Source organism: Actinotalea endophytica (assembly GCF_025717005.1).
GTDB lineage: Bacteria > Actinomycetota > Actinomycetes > Actinomycetales > Cellulomonadaceae > Actinotalea.
Genome location: NZ_JAOVZU010000008.1, coordinates 52,659 through 74,999, shown reverse-complemented (window position 1 = coordinate 74,999; position 22,341 = coordinate 52,659). Strand labels below are relative to the sequence as shown.

Here is a 22,341-nt window from a genome sequence, read left to right as displayed (position 1 = left end):
GCTCGGCTAGCCTGGCCCGCATGTCCCGCGCCTTGACACGGGCAATCTCAGGGCAAACCGCCCCGCGCCAGCTGCTCGGTCAGTTCTCCGTGCCGCTGCGACGCTTCATGCGCACCGAGGCCGGCAGCGCGTCGATCCTGCTGGCGGTGACCGCGCTGGCGCTGCTCTGGGCGAACTCACCCTGGTCCGCGGGCTACCGCGGGCTGTGGGAGACCGAGCTCTCCGTGGCGCTCGGCGACATGGGGATCTCGATGTCGCTCGGCCACTGGATCAACGACGCGATGATGGCGGTCTTCTTCTTCGTCGTCGGGCTCGAGGTGCGCCGCGACCTCTCGGTCGGGGAGCTCACCGAACGCAGGCGGCTCGTGCTGCCCGTGCTCGCCGGGGTCGGCGGTCTGGTCCTGCCCGCGGTGCTGTACCTGGCGGTGAACTCCTCGGGGGACGCCGCGCGCGGCTGGGGCGTGGTGATCGGCAGCGACACGGCGTTCCTGCTCGGTGCGCTCGCCCTGGTCGGGCCGTCGTCGGCCACCCAGCTGCGGGTGTTCCTGCTCACCCTGATGGTCTTCGACGACATCGTCGCCGTCACGGTGATCGGCGTCGCGTACTCCCACGGGATGCAGGTCTGGGCGCTCGTGCTCGCGGTCGTCGGCCTGGCCGCGCTCGTGCTGCTCGGCCGGTTCGGGGTCTGGCGGACCTGGCCGTACGTGCTCGTCGCCCTGCTCATCTGGTGGGCCACGCTCGAGTCCGGCGTGCACACGTCGATCGCCGGGATGGCGGCCGGGCTGTGCATCCCGTCCTACCGGCCGCGGCGACCCGAGGTCGAGGGTGCGGCGCGCTGGTTCACGGCCTTCCGGCAGTCGCCGATGCCCGAGGTCGGCCGTTCCGCGCAGGAGGCCGTCGCCCGCGCGGTGCCGGTGAACGAGCGGCTCCAGGTCGTCCTGCTGCCGTGGGCGGTCTACGTGGTCGTCCCGGTCTTCGCGCTCGCGAACGCGGGGGTGGACCTGCGCGGCGGGCTGCTCGCCGACGCGCTCCGCTCGCCGATCACCTGGGGCGTCGTGCTCGGCCTGGTGATCGGCAAGTTCGTCGGCATCGGCGCGGTCGCGCTCGGCGGCGCGCGTGCCGGGCTGGGCCGGCTGCCGCAGGGCGTCGGGCCGGGGCAGGTGCTCGGCGGGGCTGCGCTGTCCGGCATCGGCTTCACCGTGTCGCTGCTGATCGTCGGCCTCGCGTTCGAGTCGGCGACCCTGCGCGACGAGGCGACGGTCGGCGTGCTGCTCGCCCTCGTGCTCGCGACCGGGCTCGGCTGGCTCGTGTTCCGGCTCGCCGCGGTGCTGCACGGCGAGCGGACGGCGTCGTTGCCCACCGTGCTCGACCGCCCGGTCGACCCGACCGGCGACCACGTCATGGGCCCGGCGGATGCGCCCCTGACCCTCGTCGAGTACGGCGACTTCGAGTGCCCGTTCTGCGCCCGCGCGACCGGCGTCGCCGCGCAGGTCAGGGAGCACTTCGGGCCGGACCTGCGCTACGTCTTCCGGCACCTGCCGCTGCCCGACGTGCACCCGAGCGCCGAGCTTGCCGCAGCCGCGGCCGAGGCCGCCGGCGCGCAGGGTGCGTTCTGGGCCATGCACGACCTGCTGTTCGCGCACCAGGACGAGCTCGAACGCGACTGCCTGGCCGGGTACGCCGCGGACCTCGGGCTGGACGTCACGCGGTTCCTGCAGGACCTCGACGACCCGCAGCTGGTCGAGCGGATCCGGGCGGACGTCGCGAGCGCGGAGGCCAGCGGGGCGCGCGGAACCCCGACGTTCTTCGTCGGCAGCACGCGCCACATCGGTCCCTACGACGCCGAGACGCTCATCGCCGAGCTCGAGGAGAGCCGGGCCGCCGCCGAGCCGAGCGGCGTCACCGGTTCGGCGCCTGCCGGGTCGTGAGTCGCGGCTCGCGGTCCGGCGCCCCGCGCTCAGACCGTCTCGAGGTACTTGTGCACGAGGCTCACCGCCACCGCGCCCTGCCCGACCGCTGAGGCGACCCGACGGATCACGTCGTGCCGGACGTCGCCCGCGGCGAAGATGCCCGGCACGCTCGTCTCCAGCAGGAACGGGTCGCGGTCGAGCGTCCAGCCGCGCGGCCGGCGCCCGCCGACCAGCAGGTCCTGACCGGTGAGCACGAAGCCGGCCCGGTCCAGCTCGACGACGTCCTTGACGAGTCCGGAGCCCGGGACGGCGCCGATGAACACGAACAGCGCGTCCGCCGGCAGCGTCTCCTCGCGGTCCTCGCGCGGGTACCGGATGGTCAGCTGCTCCAGGTGGGTGCTGCCGGTCAACCCGGCGACCACCGCGTGCGGACGGACCGTGATGTTCTCGGTCGCCTCGATCTGGTCGATCAGGTAGCGCGACATGCTCCGGTCCAGCGACTCGCCGCGGATCAGCATGACGACCTCGGCGGCGAACCGGGACAGGAACATCGCGCCCTGGCCGGCCGAGTTCGCCCCGCCCACCACCACGACCCGCTTGTCGCGGTAGCTGACCGCCTCCGAGGCGGCCGCGCCGTAGTACACCGAGGCGCCGAGGAGCGGCTCGACGCCCGGGACGTCGAGCGTGCGGACCGTGACCCCGGTCGCCAGCACGAGGGCGTGGCAGCGCAGCTCGCTGCCGTCGTCGAGCGTGACGACCTTGTACGAGTCCTCGACCCGCAGCGACGTGACCTCCTGCGCGACCAGCAGCTCGGCGCCGAGCCGTCGCGCCTGGGTTGCCGCGCGCCGCGCGAGGTCGGCCCCGCTGATCCCGCCCGGGAAGCCCAGGTAGTTCTCGATCCGCGAGCTCGTCCCGGCCTGACCGCCGGGCACGTCGCGCTCCACGACCGCGGTGCGCAGCCCCTCGGACGCGCCGTAGACCGCCGCGGCCAGACCGGCCGGCCCGGCGCCGACGATGATCAGGTCGTAGAACGGCTGCTGGGCGGGAGCCCGCAGGCCCACCTTCGCCGCGAGCTGCGGGACGTCGGGGTCCACGAGCGTCGAGCCGTCCGGGAAGTACAGCACCGGGAGCCGGATCGGCCCGTCGGCCTGTGACTCGACCAGCGCGGCGGCCGCCGCGTCCTTCTCGACGTCCATCCACCGGTAGGGGATCTGGCTGCGGGCCAGGAAGTCCTTGACCGTGTGCGAGCGCGGGGACCACAGCGTGCCCGCGACCCGGATGCCCTGGTAGGTCGCCGGGACGTTCGCGCGCCAGTCGTCGAGAAGGTCGTCGAGCACCGGGTAGAGCCGCTCCTCGGGCGGGTCCCACGGCTTCATCAGGTAGTAGTCGAGGTTCAGCGTGTTGATGCTCGTGATCGCCGCGTCCGTGTCGGCGTAGGCGGTGAGCAGGACGCGCTTGGCGTCCGGGTACAGCGTGATCGCCTGGGCCACGAGCTCGGTGCCGGACATCCCCGGCATCCGCTGGTCCACGATGAGCAGCGCGAGCGCGGCGCCCCGCCGCTTGAGCTCGCGCACCGCGTCGAGCGCCTCCTGGCCCGAGCCGGCCTGCACGATGCGGTAGTCCTTGCGGTACCGCGCCTGGAGGTCCCGCGCGATCGCGTTGAGCACCTCGGGTTCGTCGTCCACGGTCAGAACGACTGGCTTGGCCATCGGAGCTCCTCTACCCCTCGTCACGCGCCGGTCGGACGGGAAGCCGGATCCGGAACCGCGTCCGCCCCGGTTGCGAGTCCACCTCGAGGGACCCGCCGTGCTTGGTGACCACGATGTTCCGCGAGATGTTCAGCCCGAGGCCGGTGCCCTTGCCGGGCGACTTGGTGGTGAAGAACGGGTCGAAGATCTTCGAGCGGACCTCGGCGGGGATGCCCGGCCCGTCGTCCTCGATCTCGACGAGCACCCCGTCGGCGTCCTGGTGGGCCCGGATCGTGAGCGACCCCGTGCCGCCCATCGCGTCGATCGCGTTGTCGATCAGGTTGGTCCACACCTGGTTCAGCTCGCTCGCGTACGCCTGGATCCGTGGCAGCGGCTCGTCGTAGTCGCGGGTGACGGTCACGCCGCGCTTGAGCTTGTTGTGCAGGATGATCAACGTGTTGTCGAGACCCTCGCGCACGTCGACGTCCTGCACCGGCGCCTGGTCCATGTAGGTGTACGTCTTGAGCGCCGTGACCAGCTCGACGATCCGGTTCGTGCCGACCGTGATCTCCGCGAACAGGCTGTAGATCAGGAACCGCAGGGCCACCCACTGCACCGCGAGCCCGAGCGCGTCACCGTCGAATCCCTCGACGTGCGCGACGAGCTCGTCGGGCTGGAACCCCAGCGCGACGAGCGCCGGTGCGAGGTCGCCGATCACGCCGATGCCGTGGTCCTCGAGCCAGTCGTCGAACGCGGCCTCGCGGTCGCTCCGCTCGATCGCGCCGAGCTGGGCCGGCGACTTCGCCCGCTCGCGTGCGAGGTGGTCGAGGGCGGCCAGCCGCGCGCGCTGCTCCGTGTCCAGCCCGAGCATGCCGAGCTTCAGCTGGTTGTCCTGCAGGTCGGTGAACACCGCGAGGGCCTGCGCGGCGCCGCGCTGGGCCGCGGCCGCGGGGTTGTTCAGCTCGTGCGCCATGCCGGCGCTCAGCTTGCCGAGCGAGGCCATCTTCTCCTGCAGGATCAGCTGGTCCTGCATCTGGCTCAGCTGGTCGAGGGTCTCCTGCAGCGCGTCGTTCTTGCGGCGCAGCTCCTCGCTGCGTTCGCGGAGCGCCTGCTCGCTCTGCCGCAGCGCCTCCTCGGCCGCCTTGCGCTCGCCGATGTCCCGGATGATCCCGGTGTAGTACCGGTCCTCGCGCACCGTCCAGGTGGACAGCGACAGCTCGATCGGGATCTCGTCACCGGACTTGGTGCACGCGGACAGCTCGACGGTGGTGCCTATCACGTGCGGTTCGCCGGTGGCCGTGAACCGCGCCATGCCGGCGCGGTGCAGGTCGTGGTAGCGCTCGGGGATCACGAGCTCGAGCCGCTGGCCCACCGCCTCCTCCTCGGAGTAGCCGAGGATGCGGGTCGCCGCGGAGTTCCAGGTGATGATCACGCCGTTGTGGTCGGCCGAGATGATCGCGTCGATCGCCGACTCGGTGACCGAGCGGAACTTCTGCTCGGCCTGCTTGCGCTCGCTGATGTCCCGGATGATCCCGGTGTAGTAGCGCCGGTCGTCCAGGAACCAGGTCGCGAGCGAGAGCTCGACGGGGAACTCGGAGCCGTCGCGGCGCAGGGCGGCCAGCTCCACGGTCTGGCCGATCACGTGGGTCGGACCGCCGGTCGTGACCCGGTGGACGCCCTCGCGGTGGCTGCCCCGGAACCGCTCGGGGATGATCAGCTCGATCGGCTGCCCGACCATCTCGGACTCGGTGTGGCCGAACAGTGCCGCCGCCGCGGAGTTCCAGCTGCGGATGATCCCGTCGGAGTCGGCGGAGATGATCGCGTCGATCGCCGACTCCATCACCGAGCGGAACTGTGCCTCCGACTCGCGCAGTGCGGCACGCACCTTCGACACGGTGACCTGGCGCTCGATGCGGGTGAGCACCTCGCGCTCCTCCAGCGGCGCGACGATCACGTCGTCGCCCTCCTCGAGGCCGCGCACCCGGGTGTCCCCGTCCTCGTCGTCGGCGACGAAGATCACCGGGACGTCGCGGGCTTCGGTGCGTGCCCGCAGCCGGGTCACGAGGTCGAACGCGTCGTCATCGAGGTACGCGTGCACCACGAGGAGGTCGGGCAGGTCGTCGAGGGCGGGCAGCACCGCGTCGAGGTCGCCCGGGACGGTCCGGACCGAGTACCCGGCGCTCTCGATCAGGGCGCGTAGCGCACGGCTGGTCGCCTCGTCGTCGGCGACGAGGTAGATGCATCCTCGCTCGGGCACCGGACGCGCCTCCTCCCCGGGCCGCGACGGCCGGAGATCGCTCGGGGGTGATCACAGTACGTGCTGCGCCCGCCGGGCGACACCCCTCGGCCGGACGGGCGCCGGGACCGACCGGGGAGGGTCCGGACTCGCCCCGGGGGTCGCGCGGGCTTCCGGCGTGGCCGCGACCACGGCCGCGGTCAGGGGTGCGACGGTGCGGGCGGTGCGCCCTCGACGGTGAAGAGCAGCTCGTCGGTGTAGCACCACCACCAGTCCTCGCCGGGCTCGTACGAGCGGATGACCGGGTGGTCGGGCTGCTCGTGCCAGTGGGCGCGGGCGTGCCGGTTCGGCGACTGGTCGCAGCAGCCGACGTGACCGCAGTGCTGGCAGATCCGCAGGTGCACCCAGCGGCCGCCGATCCGCAGGCAGTCCTCGCACCCTGGGCTGGACGGGGTCACGGGTTCGAGGTCGTCGAGGTGGGTACAGGTCGCCATGGCTCCTCCGAGGGGAAGGGGGCGCGCCCCATCGTGGCAGAGGCGGGCGAACGCCGCACCGGTGCGGCGTTGTCCCCGCGAGCGCCTACCCTGGGCGTGCGATGAGCACCCTGTTCGACGACCTGCCGCTGCGTGGCCTCGACCCCGCGCGCCTGCCGACCGCCATGCCCCCACGCCCGGACCACGACGCGGACGACGCCGCCGACCCGGGTGAGGACCGCCGCGCCGAGCGGGAGGCCGAGCGCGCTGCTCGTGCCGCCGCGCTGCTGGAGGGCCTCAACCCGCCGCAGCGCGAGGCGGTGCTGCACCACGGCAGCCCGCTGCTGATCGTCGCCGGGGCCGGCTCCGGCAAGACGAGGGTGCTGACCCACCGGATCGCGTACCAGCTGGCCACCGGCCGGCTGCGCGCGTCGCAGGTGCTCGCCATCACGTTCACCAACAAGGCGGCCGCCGAGATGCGGGAGCGGGTCGCGGCCCTGGTGGGCCCGGCCGCGCGGGCGATGTGGGTCTCGACGTTCCACTCCGCGTGCGTGCGGATCCTGCGCCGGGAGGCCTCGACGCTCGGGCTGCGCTCGTCGTTCTCGATCTACGACTCCGCCGACTCCCAGCGGCTGATCACGCTGGTCACCCGCGAGCTCGACCTGGACCCGAAGAAGTTCCCGGCGAAGGGTCTCGCGTCGAAGATCTCCGCGCTCAAGGACGAGCTGGTCGGCCCCGAGGCGTACGCGGCGTCGGTCGGCGGCAACGCCTTCGACGAGGCGCTCGCCGCGGTCTACACGCGGTACCAGGAGCGGTTGCGCCAGGCGCACGCGCTGGACTTCGACGACCTGATCATGACGACGGTCCGCCTGCTGCAGGCGAATCCTGCGGTCGCCGAGCACTACCGCCGGCGGTTCCGCGCGATCCTGGTCGACGAGTACCAGGACACCAACCACGCCCAGTACGTGCTGGTCCGCGAGCTCACCGGGCACACGGGACAGCCGGAGGCGGACCCCGCGCACGCGGTGCCGCGCGGCGAGCTCACCGTGGTCGGCGACGCGGACCAGTCGATCTACGCGTTCCGCGGCGCGACGATCCGCAACATCCTCGAGTTCGAGGCGGACTACCCGGACGCCAAGACCATCCTGCTCGAGCAGAACTACCGCTCGACCCAGACGATCCTGTCCGCGGCGAACGCGGTGATCTCCCGCAATCCCGGCCGCAAGCCGAAGAAGCTGTGGACGGACTCCGGCCAGGGTGCGCAGATCGTCGGCTACGTGGCGGACAACGAGCACGAGGAGGCGCGGTTCGTCGCCGAGGAGATCGACCGGCTCGGGGACTCCGACGGTGTGCGGCCCGGTGACGTCGCGGTGTTCTACCGGACGAACGCCCAGTCTCGGGCGCTCGAGGAGGTCCTCATCCGGGTGGGCCTGCCGTACAAGGTCGTCGGCGGCACGCGGTTCTACGAGCGCCGCGAGATCAAGGACGCGATCGCCTACCTGCGCGCGATCGCCAACCCGGACGACGACGTGAACCTGCGGCGGGTGCTGAACGTGCCGAAGCGCGGCATCGGCGACCGCTCGGAGGCGATGCTCGCGGCGTTCGCCGAGCGCGAGCGGATCTCCTTCGGGCAGGCGCTGGAGCGGTGCGACGAGGCGCCGGGGATCGGCACCCGTGGAGTGACCCAGCTGCACGGCTTCCGCGAGCTGATGGGCGGCCTCCGGGAGCTGGCCGACTCGGGGGCCGGCCCGGCCGAGGTGCTCGGCGAGGTGCTGGACCGCACCGGCTACCTGGCGGAGCTGCGCGCGTCGGACGACCCGCAGGACGCGTCCCGGGTGGAGAACCTCGCCGAGCTGCACGCGGTCGCGACCGAGTTCGAGCAGGCCGAGCCGGACGGGGACCTGGCGGACTTCCTGGAACGGGTCTCGCTGGTGGCGGACTCCGACCAGATCCCGGCCGAGGACGTCGCGGACGGCGCCGCCGAGGCCGGACCGCGCGAGGACCAGGGCGTGGTCACCCTGATGACCTTGCACACCGCGAAGGGCCTGGAGTTCCCCGTGGTGTTCGTCACGGGGTGGGAGGACGGCACCTTCCCGCACATGCGCTCGCTGTCCGACCCCGCGCAGCTCGAGGAGGAGCGCCGGCTCGCCTACGTCGGGCTGACCCGGGCGCGTCAGCGGCTGTACATCTCGCGCGCGGCGGTGCGCACCGCGTGGGGCGTGCCGAACGAGTTCCCGGCCAGCCGGTTCCTCGACGACGTCCCGGACGAGCTCGTCGACTGGCGGCGTCGCGAGTCGTCGATGGCTGCGCTGCGGGCCGGCGGCTCGGGCTGGGGTGGCGGCGCCTCGGCCTGGGGTGGTCGTGGTTCCGGCGGCTACGGCTCGGGTGGCTACGGCCGACGCGACGACGACGGCGGGACGGTGATCGGCGGCGGGCGGTCGCCCGGGTCGACGTCCACCCAGAGCCGGTCCGGCACGCCGCCCCGCACGACGCCCGGATCCTCGAGCCCGAAGGCGAACACGGCGATCCCGTCGCTCGAGGTGGGGGACCGCGTCACGCACGACTCGTACGGCCTCGGGCGCGTCGTGGGCATCGAGGGCAGCGGCCCGAACACGACCGCGAAGATCGACTTCGGCGCCCAGGGCACCAAGCGCCTCCTGCTGCGCTACTCACCGGTCACCAAGCTCTGACCTGGTCCCCGGCCGGCGGCCCGGGATCGCACCGGCCGAGGGCCGGACGAGCCGGCCTCAGTGCTGCGGCGCCTGGACCTCGTCCTCGGGCTGGACGCGGAGCCGGTCGTCCACCCACGCCTCGGCCAGGACGCCGGCCACCGCACCGAGGGCCGCGGCGACGGTCACGGCCTCGCCGGAGGGGGACAGCAGCAGGAGGCCGAACAGCGCCGACGTGAACGGCAGGCCGAGCACGGCGCCGACCGCGGCGCCGACACCTGCCGCGGCGAGCGGGGCCACCGAGGTGCCGGGCATCACGGCGTGGGCGGCGGTGGCCAGGGCCACACCGACCGTGATGGCCGGGAAGATCGCGCCGCCGCGGAAGCCGACGCCGAGGCTCACGCCGTACGCGAGGGTCTTGCCCAGCGCCACCAGGAGCAGTGCGCCGGCCGACGTGATGGCGAGCACCGTGCCGAGGTCGTTCTGGCCGGAGAAGAGCACCGTCGACAGCGGCTCGCCGGTCGCGGCGCGCACCACCAGTGCGATGCCGCCGACGACCAGGCCGCCGACCACCAGGCCCGCGGTGGCCAGCCGCGGGGGGAGCCGCCGGCGCAGTTGGCCGGCTGCGCGGGTGGTCATCGTCAGCAGCAGCGCGGTGACGACGGCGACCGCGACGGTCGGCAGGAGGTCGCGAACGAGGAGAGTCGGGTACGGCGCGATCTCGCCGAGCTCGAGCGGATGGCTGGAGACGCCGGTCCAGGTGCCGACCCCGACCCGGATCAGGTAGCCCGCGCCGAGCGCGGCGAGCACCGGGAGCAGGTGCACGAGCACCACGGTGCGCCGATGGGCGACGCGCGCGCTGATCACTGCGCCTTCGAGGATCAGGATCGCGGTGATCATCGGGTTGCCGATCACGACGCCCAGGGCGGCGGCGGCACCGCACATCGCGAGGACGGGTGCCACGCCTTCGAGCGCCCCGCGGGCCACGGCGAAGGCGATCGCCGTCCCGATCGCCATCAGCGGCGCCTCGGGGCCGACCACCGCGCCCGCGGCGAGGGTGGCCAGGGCGGCGAGCAGGGTGCTCGGCAGCGCCGACGGCCGGATGTCGAAGGACAACGGGTCGAGCGGGTGGTGGCCGCCGTGCCCCGGCAGCCGGATGGCCGCAGCCACCGCCGCGCCGCCGATGGCGAGCAGCGCGAGGACCCACCACCACGGTGCCTCCTCGGCTCCCCACCATCCGGGCACGGTGTGCCAGACGAAGGCCTCGGCCTCGTGTGCGAGGACCGTGAACGCGTAGGCCGCGGCCGATGCCGCGATGCCGACGCCGGCGCCGGCCGCGACCAGGGCGAGCTCGGCACGAAGCCGGAGCGGGGGCGGCTCGGGCGTCGGGGAGGACGGGCACCCCGGGTCAGCCTGGCGTGCGCCGCGCGGCGGCGCCAGGGGCCGCGCGGCGCAGGGCCCCATGCTGTGCCGCGCTGGGTGAGCGTGAGCGGCCGCCCCGGTGGGTCAGCCTTCGGCGCCGTACCGCAGGCCGTCGAGCACCAGGCGCAGCATCCGCAGACCGGCCGCCGGGTCCTTGGCGTCGGCGCCGGCGCTGCACACACCGCTCACGGTGCGCATGACCTCCATCGGATCGACGTCGCCACGGATCTTGCCGGCCGCGTGCGCGGCGTCGAACAGCATCCTGCTCGCCTGCCGCAGCTGCTCGTGGGTGTCGGCGAAGACGGCCGTCGACTCGTCGCCGAGGGCGGCGCGCAGGGCGGTGGCCGTGCCCCGCTTGCGGCCGACGTAGGCCTGGAAGCCGAGCACCCACTCCTCGAGGGCCTCGTCGGGCGGAAGGGTCGCGAGCAGCTCGGGTGCCCGGGCGCACAGCGCGGTCACCCCGCCGCGGTAGACCTCCTCGATGAGGGCGGCGCGGGTGGGGAAGTGCCGGTAGAGCGTGCCCACCCCGACTCCGGCGCGGCGAGCGATCTCCTCGAGCGAGGCGTCGGTGCCGCCCTCGGCGAACACGTCGGCGGCCGCGGTGATCACCTTCTCGCGGTTGCGGGCCGCGTCCGCGCGGAGCTTGCGGGGCTTGGCGGCGGTCTCGGCAGCCTCGGCGCTGCCGGTCGCCTGCTCGTCGCCGCGGGCCGTCGCCTGCCTGGCCACGGCGGTCACCTCCTGTCGCCGCGCCCTGCGCGACGTGGTCGAGAGTCGTGCTCTGAAACGGAGGATGCCTCCTCCTGTTGCATAAACGGAGGGCACCTCCGTATAGTTCCTTACCGGAGGCTCCTTCCACTTCTGCTCCCATACTACGACTCGGAGGCCTCAGTGTCCTCACTCTCGACCCCAGCCCGCGCCGAGGTGCGCCGGGCGGCCCCGTGGCTCGTGATGGCCGCGATCCTCACCACCCAGCTGATGCTGGTGCTCGACGCGACGATCGTGAACGTCGCCCTTCCGGAGATCCAGGCCGCGCTCGGGTTCAGCCCGACCGCGCTGTCCTGGGTCATCAACGCCTACACGCTGACCTTCGGCGGCCTGCTGCTGCTCGGCGCCCGCACCGGTGACCTGCTCGGTCGCCGACGCGTGCTGCTGGCCGGCATCGCGGTCTTCGTGCTCGCCTCGCTGGTCGGCGGCCTCGCGCAGGACTCCGCCCAGCTGCTCGCCGCGCGCGCGGTGCAGGGGATCGGCGCCGCGTTCGCCGCGCCGTCGGTGCTCGCGCTGCTAGTCGGCCGGTTCCCCGAGGGGCGCGAGCGCGCCCGTGCCCTCGGCTGGTTCTCCGCGGTCTCGATCGGCGGCTCGGCCGTCGGCCTGCTCGCCGGTGGCGCCCTGACCCAGTGGGTGTCCTGGCGCTGGGTGTTCTTCGTCAACGTGCCGATCGGCCTCGCGCTGATCGCGATCAGCCGGTTCGCGCTCGAGGAGACCCCGCGCACGCGCGGCCGGTTCGACCTCGCCGGTGCGCTGACCTCGACGCTCGGTGTGTCGGCCCTGGTGTACGGCTTCGTCCGGGCCGCCTCCGACGGCTGGACCGACCTCGGCACCGAGACCGCCTTCACCGTCGGCATCGCGCTGATCAGCCTGTTCGTCGCGGTGGAGATGCGCACCGCGTCACCGATCACGCCGCTCGCGCTGTTCGACCACCGGACCCGTGCGGCGGCCCTGGTCGGCCGCGTCCTCCTGGTCGCCGGGATGATGGGGATGTTCTTCTACCTCACCCAGTTCCTCCAGGAGGTCCTCGGCTACAGCCCGCTCGACGCGGGCCTGGCGTTCCTGCCGCTGACCGCGGTGCTGTTCGCCATGTCGAGGGTCTCGGCGGCGCTGATGACCCGTGTGGGCATGCGTCCGCTGATCATCGGCGGCCTGCTGTTGTCGACCACGGCGCTGCTGGTGCTGTCGCGGTTGTCCGCGGACAGCGGGTACCTCGCGGTGCTCGTGCCGCTGCTGCTGTTCGGCACCGGCAACGGCCTGGCGTTCGTCCCGCTCACCAACGCGGCGCTGGTGGACGTCGAGCCGGCGCAGGCCGGTGCGGCCTCGGGCTTGGTGAACGTCGCCCAGCAGGTCGGTGGCTCGCTCGGCCTGGCGATTCTGGTGACGGTCGGCAGCTCCGCGGCGGCCGGTGCGTCGCAGGTCGGGGCGAGTGCGGCCGAGATCGCCCAGCACGCGTTCGTGGTCGGGGCGGACCGGGCGTTCTTCGCGGGTGCGGTGTTCATCGCCGCGACGGTGCTGCTGCTCGCGTTCACGCTGCCCCGCACGCGGGCGAGGGTTGGCTCGGAGCCTGCCCCCGCGGCCGTCGGTTCCGAGGCTGCTCCGGCGGCTGTGCCCGCGATGGACTGAGCGCGGCGTGCTGCACGCGCGGGGCCCGGGCGTACGGATCGCCCGGGCCCCGTGCGGCTCCGCGGTCAGGACGCCGCCCCCAGGCCGGCGGTGGCTCGGCTGCCGTGTTTCGGAACGTCCGTTCGTAGCCGATGTGCTCAACCAGGTATGCCCAGGTGTGAGGCCCGCTGCTGGGCCTTCGAGGCAGGGTGTCTGCGCCGAGGTAGGGGCCTTGTGCCGAGATGGGGGCGTCTGCGCGCCTATCTCGGTCCGAAACCCCTGTCTCGAGGCTGGGTCGGGGCCGATCACGTCCGCTCACGCCGACACCCTGCGCATGAGGTCGTCCAGTTAGGGCTGCCGATGGCACGGTGGCAACGCATTGCCCGGCCGGGCGTGCACCGGCGCGCATCGCGCGCACTGCGGGACCAAAGTCTCTCGACGTCGAGAAATCTCCCCACCTGCCGGGCTACCATCGGCACGCAGCCAGGGACGCTGGCGTCGGGCGAGGCGAACGAAGGGCAGACAGGGTGGACCTGTTCGAGTACCAGGCACGGGACCTCTTCGAGAAGCACGGCGTGCCCGTGCTCGGTGGCGTGGTGGCGACCACGCCCGAGGAGGCCGGCGCGGCCGCGGAGAAGCTGGGCGGCGGGACCGTCGTCGTCAAGGCCCAGGTCAAGACCGGCGGCCGGGGCAAGGCGGGCGGCGTGAAGCTCGCGCACTCACCGGCCGAGGCCGCCGAGAAGGCCGGCGAGATCCTCGGCATGGACATCAAGGGCCACACCGTGCACCGCGTGATGGTCGCCGCGGGCGCGAGCATCGCCGAGGAGTACTACGTCTCGCTGCTGCTGGACCGCGCCGAGCGTCGCTACCTCGCGATGGCCAGCGTCGAGGGCGGCATGGAGATCGAGCAGCTCGCGGTCGAGCGCCCGGACGCGCTGGCCCGGGTCGCGGTCGACCCGGCGGTCGGCATCGACGCGGCCAAGGCCGCCGAGATCGTGGCCACCGCGGGCTTCGACGCCGAGACGGGACCCAAGGTCGCCGAGGTGCTCCAGCAGCTGTGGACCGTGTACCACGCCGAGGACGCGACGCTCGTGGAGGTCAACCCGCTGGTCAAGACCGCCGACGGGGCGATCATCGCCCTGGACGGCAAGGTCACCCTCGACGACAACGCCCAGTTCCGGCACGCCGACCACGCCGAGCTCGAGGACAAGGCCGCCACCGACCCGCTCGAGGCCAAGGCCAAGGAGCACGACCTCAACTACGTCAAGCTCGACGGCGAGGTCGGGATCATCGGCAACGGCGCCGGCCTGGTGATGAGCACGCTCGACGTGGTCGCGCAGGCCGGTGAGCGGCACGGCGGGGTCCGGCCCGCGAACTTCCTGGACATCGGCGGCGGCGCCTCGGCCGAGATCATGGCCGCCGGGCTGGACGTCATCCTCAACGACCCCCAGGTCAAGGCCGTGTTCGTCAACGTGTTCGGCGGCATCACCGCGTGCGACGCAGTGGCCAACGGCATCGTGTCGGCTCTCGGCATCCTCGGTGACGAGGCCACCAAGCCGCTCGTGGTGCGCCTGGACGGCAACAACGTGGTCGAGGGTCGGCGGATCCTCACCGAGGCCGCGCACCCGATGGTCACCCTGGCCGAGACCATGGACGGCGGCGCCGACCGCGCGGCCGAGCTCGCGAACGCCTGAGCCCGAGACGAGAGAAGGAACCGAACGATGGCGATCTTCCTGACCGAGGCCTCCAAGGTCATCGTCCAGGGCATGACCGGGTCCGAGGGGACCAAGCACACCACCCGGATGCTCGCTGCGGGCACCCGGATCGTCGGTGGCGTGAACCCTCGCAAGGCCGGCACCACCCAGACCTTCCCGACGCCGGACGGCGACACGGACATCCCGGTGTTCGGCTCGGTGGCCGAGGCGATGGCCGCGACGGGTGCCGACGTGTCCGTGATCTTCGTCCCGCCGGCCTTCGCCAAGGCCGCGGTGCTCGAGGCGATCGACGCCGGCATGCCGCTGACGGTGATCATCACCGAGGGCATCCCGGTGGCCGACACGGCCGAGTTCTTCACCGCCGCGCAGGCCAAGGGCGTGCGGCTGATCGGCCCGAACTGCCCCGGCGTCATCAGCCCCGGGAAGTCCAACGTGGGCATCACCCCGGCGGACATCACCGGCCCCGGGCGGATCGGGCTGGTCTCGAAGTCCGGCACGCTGACCTACCAGATGATGTACGAGCTCCGGGACTTCGGCTTCTCGACCTGCATCGGGATCGGCGGCGACCCGATCATCGGCACGACGCACATCGACGCCCTGGCCGCCTTCGAGGCCGACCCGGACACCGACGCGATCGTGATGATCGGCGAGATCGGTGGCGACGCCGAGGAGCGGGCGGCCGCGTTCATCCAGGCGAACGTGACCAAGCCGGTGGTCGGCTACGTGGCCGGCTTCACCGCACCCGAGGGCAAGACGATGGGCCACGCCGGCGCGATCGTGTCCGGCTCGTCCGGCACCGCGCAGGCCAAGAAGGAGGCCCTCGAGGCCGCTGGGGTCACCGTCGGCCGCACACCGAGCGAGACCGCTCAGCTCAGGCGGGCCCTCCACAGCGCGCGCGTCTGACCCCCCGGCCACCCCGCCCCCCCACCGGCGCGGACCCCGCCCCTCGGGGCAGGGTCCGCGCCGTCGTTCGTGGCGGACACGCCCCGCCGCCTGCCGGGGATCCGGGCCTGATCCGGAGACGATGACCGGGTGACCCAGACCCCGCCCGTGATCCGGCCTGCCCGGCCGGTCACCGAGGTGCCCGCCACGGCGCCGCGCCGGCGGGGCTGGCGGACCCGCGCAGCGGTCGACGGAGCGCGTCGCCGGGCCGGGGGCCTGGCCGCACGCGTCACCGACGGAGCACCGCACTGGACGTCCGGGCTGTTCGCCGGTGTCCAGGGCGCCGTGCTGTCCCTGCTCGTGGTCGTCGTGCCCGCCATGGCTGCCTACGTCGCGACCTCGGCCGACCCGTCGAACGACGCGATCGGCTGGCCGCGATCGGTCGCGGTGGGAGCGGCGCTGTGGCTGCTGGGCCAGGGCGGTGAGCTGGCCGCCGACGGCGCCCGGGTCGCCCTCGTACCGCTCGGCCTGACCTGGCTCGTCGGGTTCGCCGCGTACGCGTCGGCGCGGCGCTCGGCGCACCCGGTCGTCGCCGCGTGGCCGGCCGCGATCGCTGGCCACCTCGCGGTGGTCGTGGTCGCGCTGCTCTCCGTGGGCCAGACCGGGCCGATGGGCGTCGGAACCGGTGCCGTGGTGCGCACCCTGGTCGGGGCGACCGCGATCTCCGCGGTCGGGCTCGGGCTCGGCATCGCCCGGCGGGGCACCGTCCTCGCCTGGTTCGCCCGCCGCGCGGCCCCCCTGCCGCGCTGGCTCCGGGTCGCGGTGCGCGCGGGGCTGATCGCGCCGGCGCTCCTGGTCGCCGCCGCGAGCGCGGTGGTGCTGACCTGGACGCTGGCCGGGCGTGCGACGACCGGCGACGTGGTCGCAGCGCTCGGCGTCGACGCGTTCGGCGGTGCGATGCTCGGGCTCGCCCAGCTGACCCTGGTGCCGAACCTCGTGATCTGGGCGGTGACCTGGCTGGTCGGGACGGGGTTCTCGGTCGGCGCGGGCACCTTGTTCTCGCCGTCGGAGCTGGCCGGTGGGCCGCTGCCGGCCCTCCCGCTGCTCGGCTCGCTGCCCACCCAGGCCGGTGGGCCCCTGGTGTGGGTGCCCGCCGTGGTGGTGGCCGTCGGCGTGCTCCTCGCGCTGTGGCTGCACCGCTCCATCGACGAGGACGCCGCCTGGCAGCCGCTCGCCTCGGCCGTGGTGGCGGCCCTGGTCGGCGCCGTGGTGCTCGGCCTGCTGGCCGCCGCGTCCGGCGGCCCGGTGGGCCCCGGGCGATTCACGGTGGTCGGACCACCGGCGTTGCTGGTGGCGATGGACGGCGCGGTTCTGCTGCTGGCCGGTCTGCTGGTCGCGGTGCCGGCGTCCCCGCTGGTCCGGGACGCGGTGCGACGAGCCGCTGGGCGCGGCTGGCGCCGGTTGCGCGGCGCGGAGCCGGGCGAGTCGGAGGGCACCGTCGAGGTCGACGCCTGAGCCGGTTCAGCCGGACGGGGAGCCGAGCAGCTCCGTGAGGCGCTCCTCGACGCCCTGCTGGAAGTCGGCCCTGCACTGGTGCTCGGCCGAGATCGTCAGGGCACCGCGCTCGCACTCCTGCAGCTCGAGCTGGAGGGGCCACAGGGCCACGACGCTCGCGAAGCTCATCACGATGACCGCCGCGAGGCCGATCCCGGTCGACACGGCCACCATGACCAGACCACGCATCCGGGCCTTGCGCGCCGCAGCCACCGCGCGCACGCCGACCACCACGGCCACGATCGAGAAGGCCGGCGCCGCGAACGCCCAGGGCAACGGGAGCTGCACGGTCACCAGGCCGGCGAGCGCGAGCACGGCGAAGTGCTGGATGCGTCGCGAGGCGACGACGACGTGTTCGTCCGGGCCGTCCACCCGTCACCTCCTCCCGGTCCGCGCGGCACAGTCTCGCACCCGCGCCCGCTAGCCTCGGCCCGTGAGCCACGACGACCCGCAGCCGCCGGCCCCGCGGCCGGCCACCGTGCCGCGCACCGCGCGCCTCGTCGTGCTGATCTCCGGGGCCGGGTCGAACCTCGCGGCGCTGCTCGCCGCGCAGCAGGACGCGGACTTCCCGGCGCGGGTGGTCGCGGTCATCAGCGACAAGCCCGAGGCCGGCGGCCTGGAGGTCGCGCGGGCGGCCGGGATCGCGACGGTCGTGGTCCGGCCCGCGGACTTCCCGGACCGTGCGGCGTGGGACGCGGGCCTGGCCCGCGCGGTCTCCGCGGTCGACCCCGCCTGGGTGGTGTGCGCGGGCTTCATGCGGATCCTCGGGCCCGGGTTCCTGGCCGAGCACGCCGGACGCGTGGTCAACACGCACCCCGCGCTGCTGCCGTCGTTCCCGGGCGCGCACGCGGTGCGCGACGCCCTGGCGCACGGTGTCCGGGTGACCGGCTGCACGGTGCACCTGGTCGACGACGGCGTCGACACCGGTCCGATCCTCGCCCAGCGTGCGGTCGACGTCCTGCCTGACGACGACGAGGCGACGCTGCACGAGCGGATCAAGGTCGTCGAGCGCACGCTGCTCGTGGAGACCGTCGCGGCGCTGGCCCGGCACGGGGTGGGCCTCGACGGGCGACGGGCCCGGATCGGCGGTTGACGCGCGCCCCGCGGGTCTCGCGCGGGACCTGGGCGTCGGACGTCGCGCGGCCCTACCATCGACGCACTCGGCCCCGTCGGGGCTCGAGCAAGGGGAGCGCCGTGATGACCCGCTGGTCGCTGTTGCTCGATGTCTTCGTCCCGCCGGAGGGAACGGACTTCGGCGTGGACCCGCTCGCACCGACCGGGATGGACGCGATGTTCACGGCCGTCCCCGTGATCATCGGGATCGGGTTCGTCGTCGTGATCGTCCTGGCGATCCGCCGGGGTGCGCGCTACGTGCAGCACGGCATCGACCCGACCGTGGCCGACGTCGACCTGCAGGCCAAGTTGCTCAAGAGCGACCTCCTCGCACCCGAGCGAGCACCGGCGTCCGCACCCGAGCACACCGTCACCGAGCGGCTCGCCGAGCTCGACCAGCTGTTCGCGGCCGGCACGATCTCCGCCGACGAGCACGCCGCCGCGCGAGCGAGGGTCCTCGACGACGTGTGAGTGCCGGTCCGGGAGACGGGTACCGCCCGACCCGGGCCGCGACGGTGCCGCCCTGGCCGCGGGCTCCGGCGCCCCGGCGTCGGCGGCTAGACTCGGTCCCGGCCACGACTGGCGAGGGTGGAACCGACCACCGGGGAGCGGCCGAACGATCGTCGCGGCGCACCGCCCGCCTGGGTGCCCGGGTCACCCCGCTGTCCGTAGCGACCAGACCCGGAGCACACCATGAACGCTCACGTCACCACCCCCGGCCCCGCCCAGGACCTGCGCCCGATCCGCCGCGCGCTGCTGTCCGTCTACGACAAGACCGGCCTCGTCGAGCTCGCGACCGAGCTGCACGCGGCCGGCGTCCAGCTCGTCTCGACCGGTTCCACCGCGGCGCGGATCGCCGATGCCGGCATCCCGGTCACCCCGGTCGAGGAGCTCACCGGCTTCCCCGAGTGCCTCGAGGGCAGGGTCAAGACCCTGCACCCGCGGGTGCACGCCGGGATCCTCGCCGACACCCGCAAGACCGACCACCTGGACCAGCTGGCCGAGCTCGGCATCGAGACCTTCGAGCTCGTGGTGGTCAACCTGTACCCGTTCGCCGCGACCGTCGCGTCGGGTGCCGCCCCGGACGAGGTCGTCGAGCAGATCGACATCGGCGGGCCCTCGATGGTCCGCGCCGCCGCGAAGAACCACCCGAGCGTCGCCGTGGTCGTCGACCCGGCCCGGTACGACGACGTCGCCGCGGCGGTGCTGCGCGGCGGGTTCACGCTGGCCGAGCGCCGGGCGCTCGCGGCCGGCGCGTTCGCGCACACCGCGGCCTACGACGTCGCAGTGTCGTCGTGGTTCGCGTCGGCCTACGCGCCCGACGAGACGGCGGCGGAGTCCGGCTTCCCGGCGCTCGTGGCGGCGACGTGGGACCGCACGACGGTGCTGCGCTACGGCGAGAACCCGCACCAGCGCGCCGCGCTGTACACCTCGCCCGACGTCCCCGGTGCCGTGCCGGGCCTGGCCCAGGCCACCCAGCTGCACGGCAAGGAGATGAGCTACAACAACTACGTCGACGCCGACGCCGCCTGGCGCGCCGCGAACGACCACACCGAGCCGGCCGTCGCGGTCATCAAGCACGCGAACCCGTGCGGGATCGCCGTCGGCGCCGACGTCGCCGAGGCCCACGCCAAGGCCCACGCGTGCGACCCGGTCTCGGCGTTCGGTGGAGTGATCGCCGCGAACCGTCCGGTGACCGCCGCCATGGCCGCGCAGGTCTCCGAGGTGTTCACCGAGGTGGTGCTCGCCCCGGAGTTCGAGCCGGAGGCGCAGGAGATCCTGACCCGGAAGAAGAACGTGCGCCTGCTGCGCGTGCCGACGCCGGCCAACACCGGTGCGGTCGAGCTGCGTCCGATCACCGGCGGGCTGCTCGTCCAGCAGGCCGACCGGATCGACGCCGCGGGCGACGACCCGAGCACCTGGACGCTCGCGGCGGGGGAGCCCGCGGACGCCGAGACGCTGGCCGACCTCGTCTTCGCCTGGCGCTCGGTGCGCGCGGTGAAGTCCAACGCGATCCTGCTGGCGGCCGACGGTGCCTCGGTCGGCGTCGGCATGGGCCAAGTCAACCGGGTGGACTCCTGCCGGCTCGCGGTCGAGCGGGCCAACGGCATGGGGGCTGAGCGGGCGCGCGACGCGGTCGCGGCGTCGGACGCGTTCTTCCCGTTCGCCGACGGCCCGGGGATCCTGATCGAGGCCGGGGTCCGCGCGATCGTCCAGCCCGGTGGTTCGGTGCGGGACGACGAGACGATCGCCGCGGCTCAGGCGGCCGGCGTGACCATGTACTTCACCGGCACCAGGCACTTCGCGCACTGAGGCCGTCGACCCGGCGGGGGTTCACGGCTCAGCACCGTGGGCCCCGGCCGGGCTCACCGCGCCGGGGCTGAGCCCTCGTAGCGGGGACGCGGCTCGGCGAACACCTCGCCGAGCGGCGCCCACTCGTCCGCGCCGAGCTTCGACACCGGGGCGAGCGCCCTGGCCGACGGGCGGCCGTTCGCGTCCAGCACGGCCTCGTCCAGCACGAACGCCTGCACGTCGCCGAGCACCACGAAGCAGTTCCCGACCGGCCGGATCTCCCGCACCGTGCACTCCAGGTGGGCGGGCGACTCGGCCGGTCGTGGGACGTCGAGGGTGTCACCGGGCTCGGACGGCGTCCCGGTGAAGGTGAACTCGTCGAGGCCGGCCGGCAGGTTGACCGCGGTCGCGTTGGCCGCGCGCCAGGTCGACTCGGTGACCAGCGAGACGGTGAACCGGCCGGTGGCGCGGGCGTTGCGCACGGTGTCCTTCTCGGTGATCGAGGTGAACTGGACCACCGGCGGGTTGGTCGACGCGACCGTGAAGAACGAGTGCGGCGCCACGTTCGGCACCCCGTCCTCCGAGACCGTCGAGACCCAGGCGATCGGCCGGGGCACCACGAGCGAGGTGAGCAGCTGGTAGTTGCGCAGGGGTTCGTTGTCAGCGGTCGGCAGCACGAGCGAGGACACGGCAGGGTCTCCACGGGGAGCGAGGTCGGTGGGCGCCTCGATCGTGCCACGCGCGCGGGGGTGCCGGTGGCAGCTCGGCGCGCGGTCCGCGCGCTCAGCGCAACGGCAGGTCCGGATCGGCGGCGGAGTCCCGACCCAGGCGCGGCAACGCCGGACCGGCGAACAGCCGCCGTGCCGCGGCGGCGTCCGGGGGCCGGTCGACGGCCAGCACCGCGGTCACCACCTCGCTGCCGGGCGAGAACCACACCACCGAGAACGGTCCGGCGGGGTCGCCGCGCAGGACGGGCTCGTCGTTCGCGCCCGGCAGGCCGTAGGCCGCGAGGTGGTGCCCGAGCTGGTCGGACCACAGGTAGGGCGCCGGGTCCGCCGGTCCGTCCGGTCCGTGGCTCCCCAGCAGGGTCGCGACCGCGACCTCGGGTTCGCGCAGTGCCCCGTCCCAGTGGCCGCCGGGCACGCGGCCGTGCCGGGCCGAGGCACGGACGGCCACGTCGCCCACGGCGAGCACGCGGCCGGCGCAGCCCGGCACGCGCAGCGCGGCGTCGACCTCGAGCGCGCCGCCGGGACCGGGCGGCAGGGTTGCGGCGAGCCAGCGGGTCGCGGGCCGGACGCCGATGGCCGCCAGGACCGCATCAGCCTCGATCACGGTCCCGTCCTCGAGGGACACGCGCCCGGCGGTGACGTCGCGCACCTTGGTGCCGGTGAGCAGCCGGACCCCGGCGGTCTCGTACCACGGGACGGTGAGGCGGCCCACCTCGACGCCGAGCGGTGCGGCCAGCGGCGCGGCGGCCGCCTCGACCACGGTGACCTCGGTCCCGGCCGCCGCCGCGACCCCGGCGACCTCGGCGCCGATCCAGCCCGCGCCGACGACCACCAGTCGCCGGCCCGGGCCGAGGGCGGCCCGCAGCCGCACCGCGTCGGCGGCGGTGTGCAGCGTGAGCGCATCCGGCCACGGGCGCAGCGGCGAGGAGCCGGTCGCCACGACCGTTGCGTCGGCGGCGAGCGGGCCTGCGTCCGTCCGCACCAGGACCCCGTCCGCGGTGAGGTCCAGCCCGGTCGCCCGGCGGTCCAGGTGGACGGCCACGCCGTCCAGGTCGAGGCCGAGCTCATCGGACAGCCACGCCGGCTCGGGGCGGGTCAGCAGCTCCTTCGACAGCGGCGGTCGGTCGTAGGGCGCGATCCCCTCGGCGCCGAGGAGCGTCACCGGGACCCCGGCCCCGGCGAGCAGCTGGGCGGTGCGCGCACCGGCCAGGCCCGCGCCGACGACCACGACCTCGCGGGGGACACGTCCGGAGGTGGCCGTCGCGCTCATGCGGCCACGGTAGTGTGCG

At 73.9% G+C, this 22,341-nt stretch carries 17 protein-coding genes and 1 riboswitch; of the genes, 9 read left to right on the top strand and 8 right to left on the bottom strand.

The features are described from left to right. Positions 1–20: 20 nt before the first annotated feature. Positions 21–1,928, top strand: a complete 1,908-nt coding sequence (gene nhaA, locus OEB99_RS14245; RefSeq protein WP_263577946.1) for a Na+/H+ antiporter NhaA — start codon at positions 21–23, stop codon at positions 1,926–1,928. Positions 1,929–1,957: 29 nt separating this feature from the next. On the opposite strand, the gene OEB99_RS14240 is transcribed toward nhaA, so the two are convergent. The 3 genes from OEB99_RS14240 to OEB99_RS14230 all read right to left on the bottom strand — a co-directional run bounded on the left by OEB99_RS14240 (position 1,958) and on the right by OEB99_RS14230 (position 6,328). Next, positions 1,958–3,619 (bottom strand): FAD-dependent oxidoreductase, encoded by a 1,662-nt coding sequence (locus tag OEB99_RS14240; RefSeq protein ID WP_263577945.1) that lies wholly within the window; start codon positions 3,617–3,619, stop codon positions 1,958–1,960. Positions 3,620–3,629: 10 nt separating this feature from the next. After that, entirely contained in the window at positions 3,630–5,855 is a 2,226-nt protein-coding gene (locus tag OEB99_RS14235) for a PAS domain S-box protein (protein WP_263577944.1), read from the bottom strand. A 179-nt stretch (positions 5,856–6,034) separates the two neighbouring features. Then, the gene (locus tag OEB99_RS14230) at positions 6,035–6,328 is read right to left on the bottom strand and encodes a UBP-type zinc finger domain-containing protein (RefSeq protein ID WP_263577943.1); all 294 of its coding nucleotides are present in this window, start codon (positions 6,326–6,328) and stop codon (positions 6,035–6,037) included. Positions 6,329–6,429: 101 nt separating this feature from the next. On the opposite strand from OEB99_RS14230, the gene OEB99_RS14225 reads away from it, so the two are divergent. Then, entirely contained in the window at positions 6,430–8,997 is a 2,568-nt protein-coding gene (locus OEB99_RS14225) for a UvrD-helicase domain-containing protein (RefSeq protein ID WP_263577942.1), read from the top strand. A gap of 57 nt (positions 8,998–9,054) precedes the next feature. Here the strand turns inward: OEB99_RS14225 and OEB99_RS14220 are convergent, their stop codons facing one another. Together OEB99_RS14220 and OEB99_RS14215 are read right to left on the bottom strand one after the other, a co-directional pair. After that, positions 9,055–10,440 carry a chloride channel protein gene (locus OEB99_RS14220; RefSeq protein WP_263577941.1) on the bottom strand — a complete coding sequence of 462 codons (1,386 nt, stop codon included), beginning with the start codon at positions 10,438–10,440 and terminating at the stop codon, positions 9,055–9,057. Between the two features lie 42 nt (positions 10,441–10,482). After that, positions 10,483–11,124, bottom strand: coding sequence for a TetR/AcrR family transcriptional regulator (locus OEB99_RS14215; RefSeq protein WP_263577940.1), 642 nt, complete (start codon positions 11,122–11,124; stop codon positions 10,483–10,485). Between the two features lie 162 nt (positions 11,125–11,286). Between OEB99_RS14215 and OEB99_RS14210 the strand changes: the two genes are divergently transcribed. The 4 genes from OEB99_RS14210 to OEB99_RS14195 all read left to right on the top strand — a co-directional run bounded on the left by OEB99_RS14210 (position 11,287) and on the right by OEB99_RS14195 (position 16,880). Then, on the top strand, positions 11,287–12,789 hold the full coding sequence (locus OEB99_RS14210; RefSeq protein WP_263577939.1) for an MFS transporter: 1,503 nt from the start codon (positions 11,287–11,289) through the stop codon (positions 12,787–12,789). Between the two features lie 506 nt (positions 12,790–13,295). Beyond that, positions 13,296–14,462, top strand: coding sequence for an ADP-forming succinate--CoA ligase subunit beta (gene sucC, locus OEB99_RS14205; RefSeq protein WP_263577938.1), 1,167 nt, complete (start codon positions 13,296–13,298; stop codon positions 14,460–14,462). A 27-nt stretch (positions 14,463–14,489) separates the two neighbouring features. After that, positions 14,490–15,386: a succinate--CoA ligase subunit alpha gene (sucD, locus tag OEB99_RS14200; protein WP_263577937.1), complete on the top strand. Its 897-nt coding sequence runs from the start codon at positions 14,490–14,492 to the stop codon at positions 15,384–15,386. Positions 15,387–15,515: 129 nt separating this feature from the next. Further along, entirely contained in the window at positions 15,516–16,880 is a 1,365-nt protein-coding gene (locus OEB99_RS14195; protein ID WP_263577936.1) for a cell division protein PerM, read from the top strand. 6 nt (positions 16,881–16,886) lie between these two features. Here the strand turns inward: OEB99_RS14195 and OEB99_RS14190 are convergent, their stop codons facing one another. Further along, the gene (locus tag OEB99_RS14190) at positions 16,887–17,291 is read right to left on the bottom strand and encodes a hypothetical protein (protein WP_263577935.1); all 405 of its coding nucleotides are present in this window, start codon (positions 17,289–17,291) and stop codon (positions 16,887–16,889) included. A 61-nt stretch (positions 17,292–17,352) separates the two neighbouring features. On the opposite strand from OEB99_RS14190, the gene purN reads away from it, so the two are divergent. From purN to purH, 3 genes are all read left to right on the top strand, one after another. Next, positions 17,353–18,012 (top strand): phosphoribosylglycinamide formyltransferase, encoded by a 660-nt coding sequence (gene purN / locus OEB99_RS14185; RefSeq protein ID WP_263577934.1) that lies wholly within the window; start codon positions 17,353–17,355, stop codon positions 18,010–18,012. A 104-nt stretch (positions 18,013–18,116) separates the two neighbouring features. Then, positions 18,117–18,503: an SHOCT domain-containing protein gene (locus tag OEB99_RS14180; RefSeq protein WP_263577933.1), complete on the top strand. Its 387-nt coding sequence runs from the start codon at positions 18,117–18,119 to the stop codon at positions 18,501–18,503. A 94-nt stretch (positions 18,504–18,597) separates the two neighbouring features. Beyond that, positions 18,598–18,686: riboswitch (ZMP/ZTP riboswitch) on the top strand. A 39-nt stretch (positions 18,687–18,725) separates the two neighbouring features. Continuing rightward, complete coding sequence (gene purH, locus OEB99_RS14175; RefSeq protein WP_263577932.1) at positions 18,726–20,345, top strand: bifunctional phosphoribosylaminoimidazolecarboxamide formyltransferase/IMP cyclohydrolase; 1,620 nt, start codon at positions 18,726–18,728, stop codon at positions 20,343–20,345. A 53-nt stretch (positions 20,346–20,398) separates the two neighbouring features. On the opposite strand, the gene OEB99_RS14170 is transcribed toward purH, so the two are convergent. Next, complete coding sequence (locus OEB99_RS14170) at positions 20,399–21,013, bottom strand: flavin reductase family protein (RefSeq protein WP_263577931.1); 615 nt, start codon at positions 21,011–21,013, stop codon at positions 20,399–20,401. A 94-nt stretch (positions 21,014–21,107) separates the two neighbouring features. Further along, positions 21,108–22,322 (bottom strand): NAD(P)/FAD-dependent oxidoreductase, encoded by a 1,215-nt coding sequence (locus OEB99_RS14165; protein WP_263577930.1) that lies wholly within the window; start codon positions 22,320–22,322, stop codon positions 21,108–21,110. Positions 22,323–22,341: the final 19 nt, after the last annotated feature.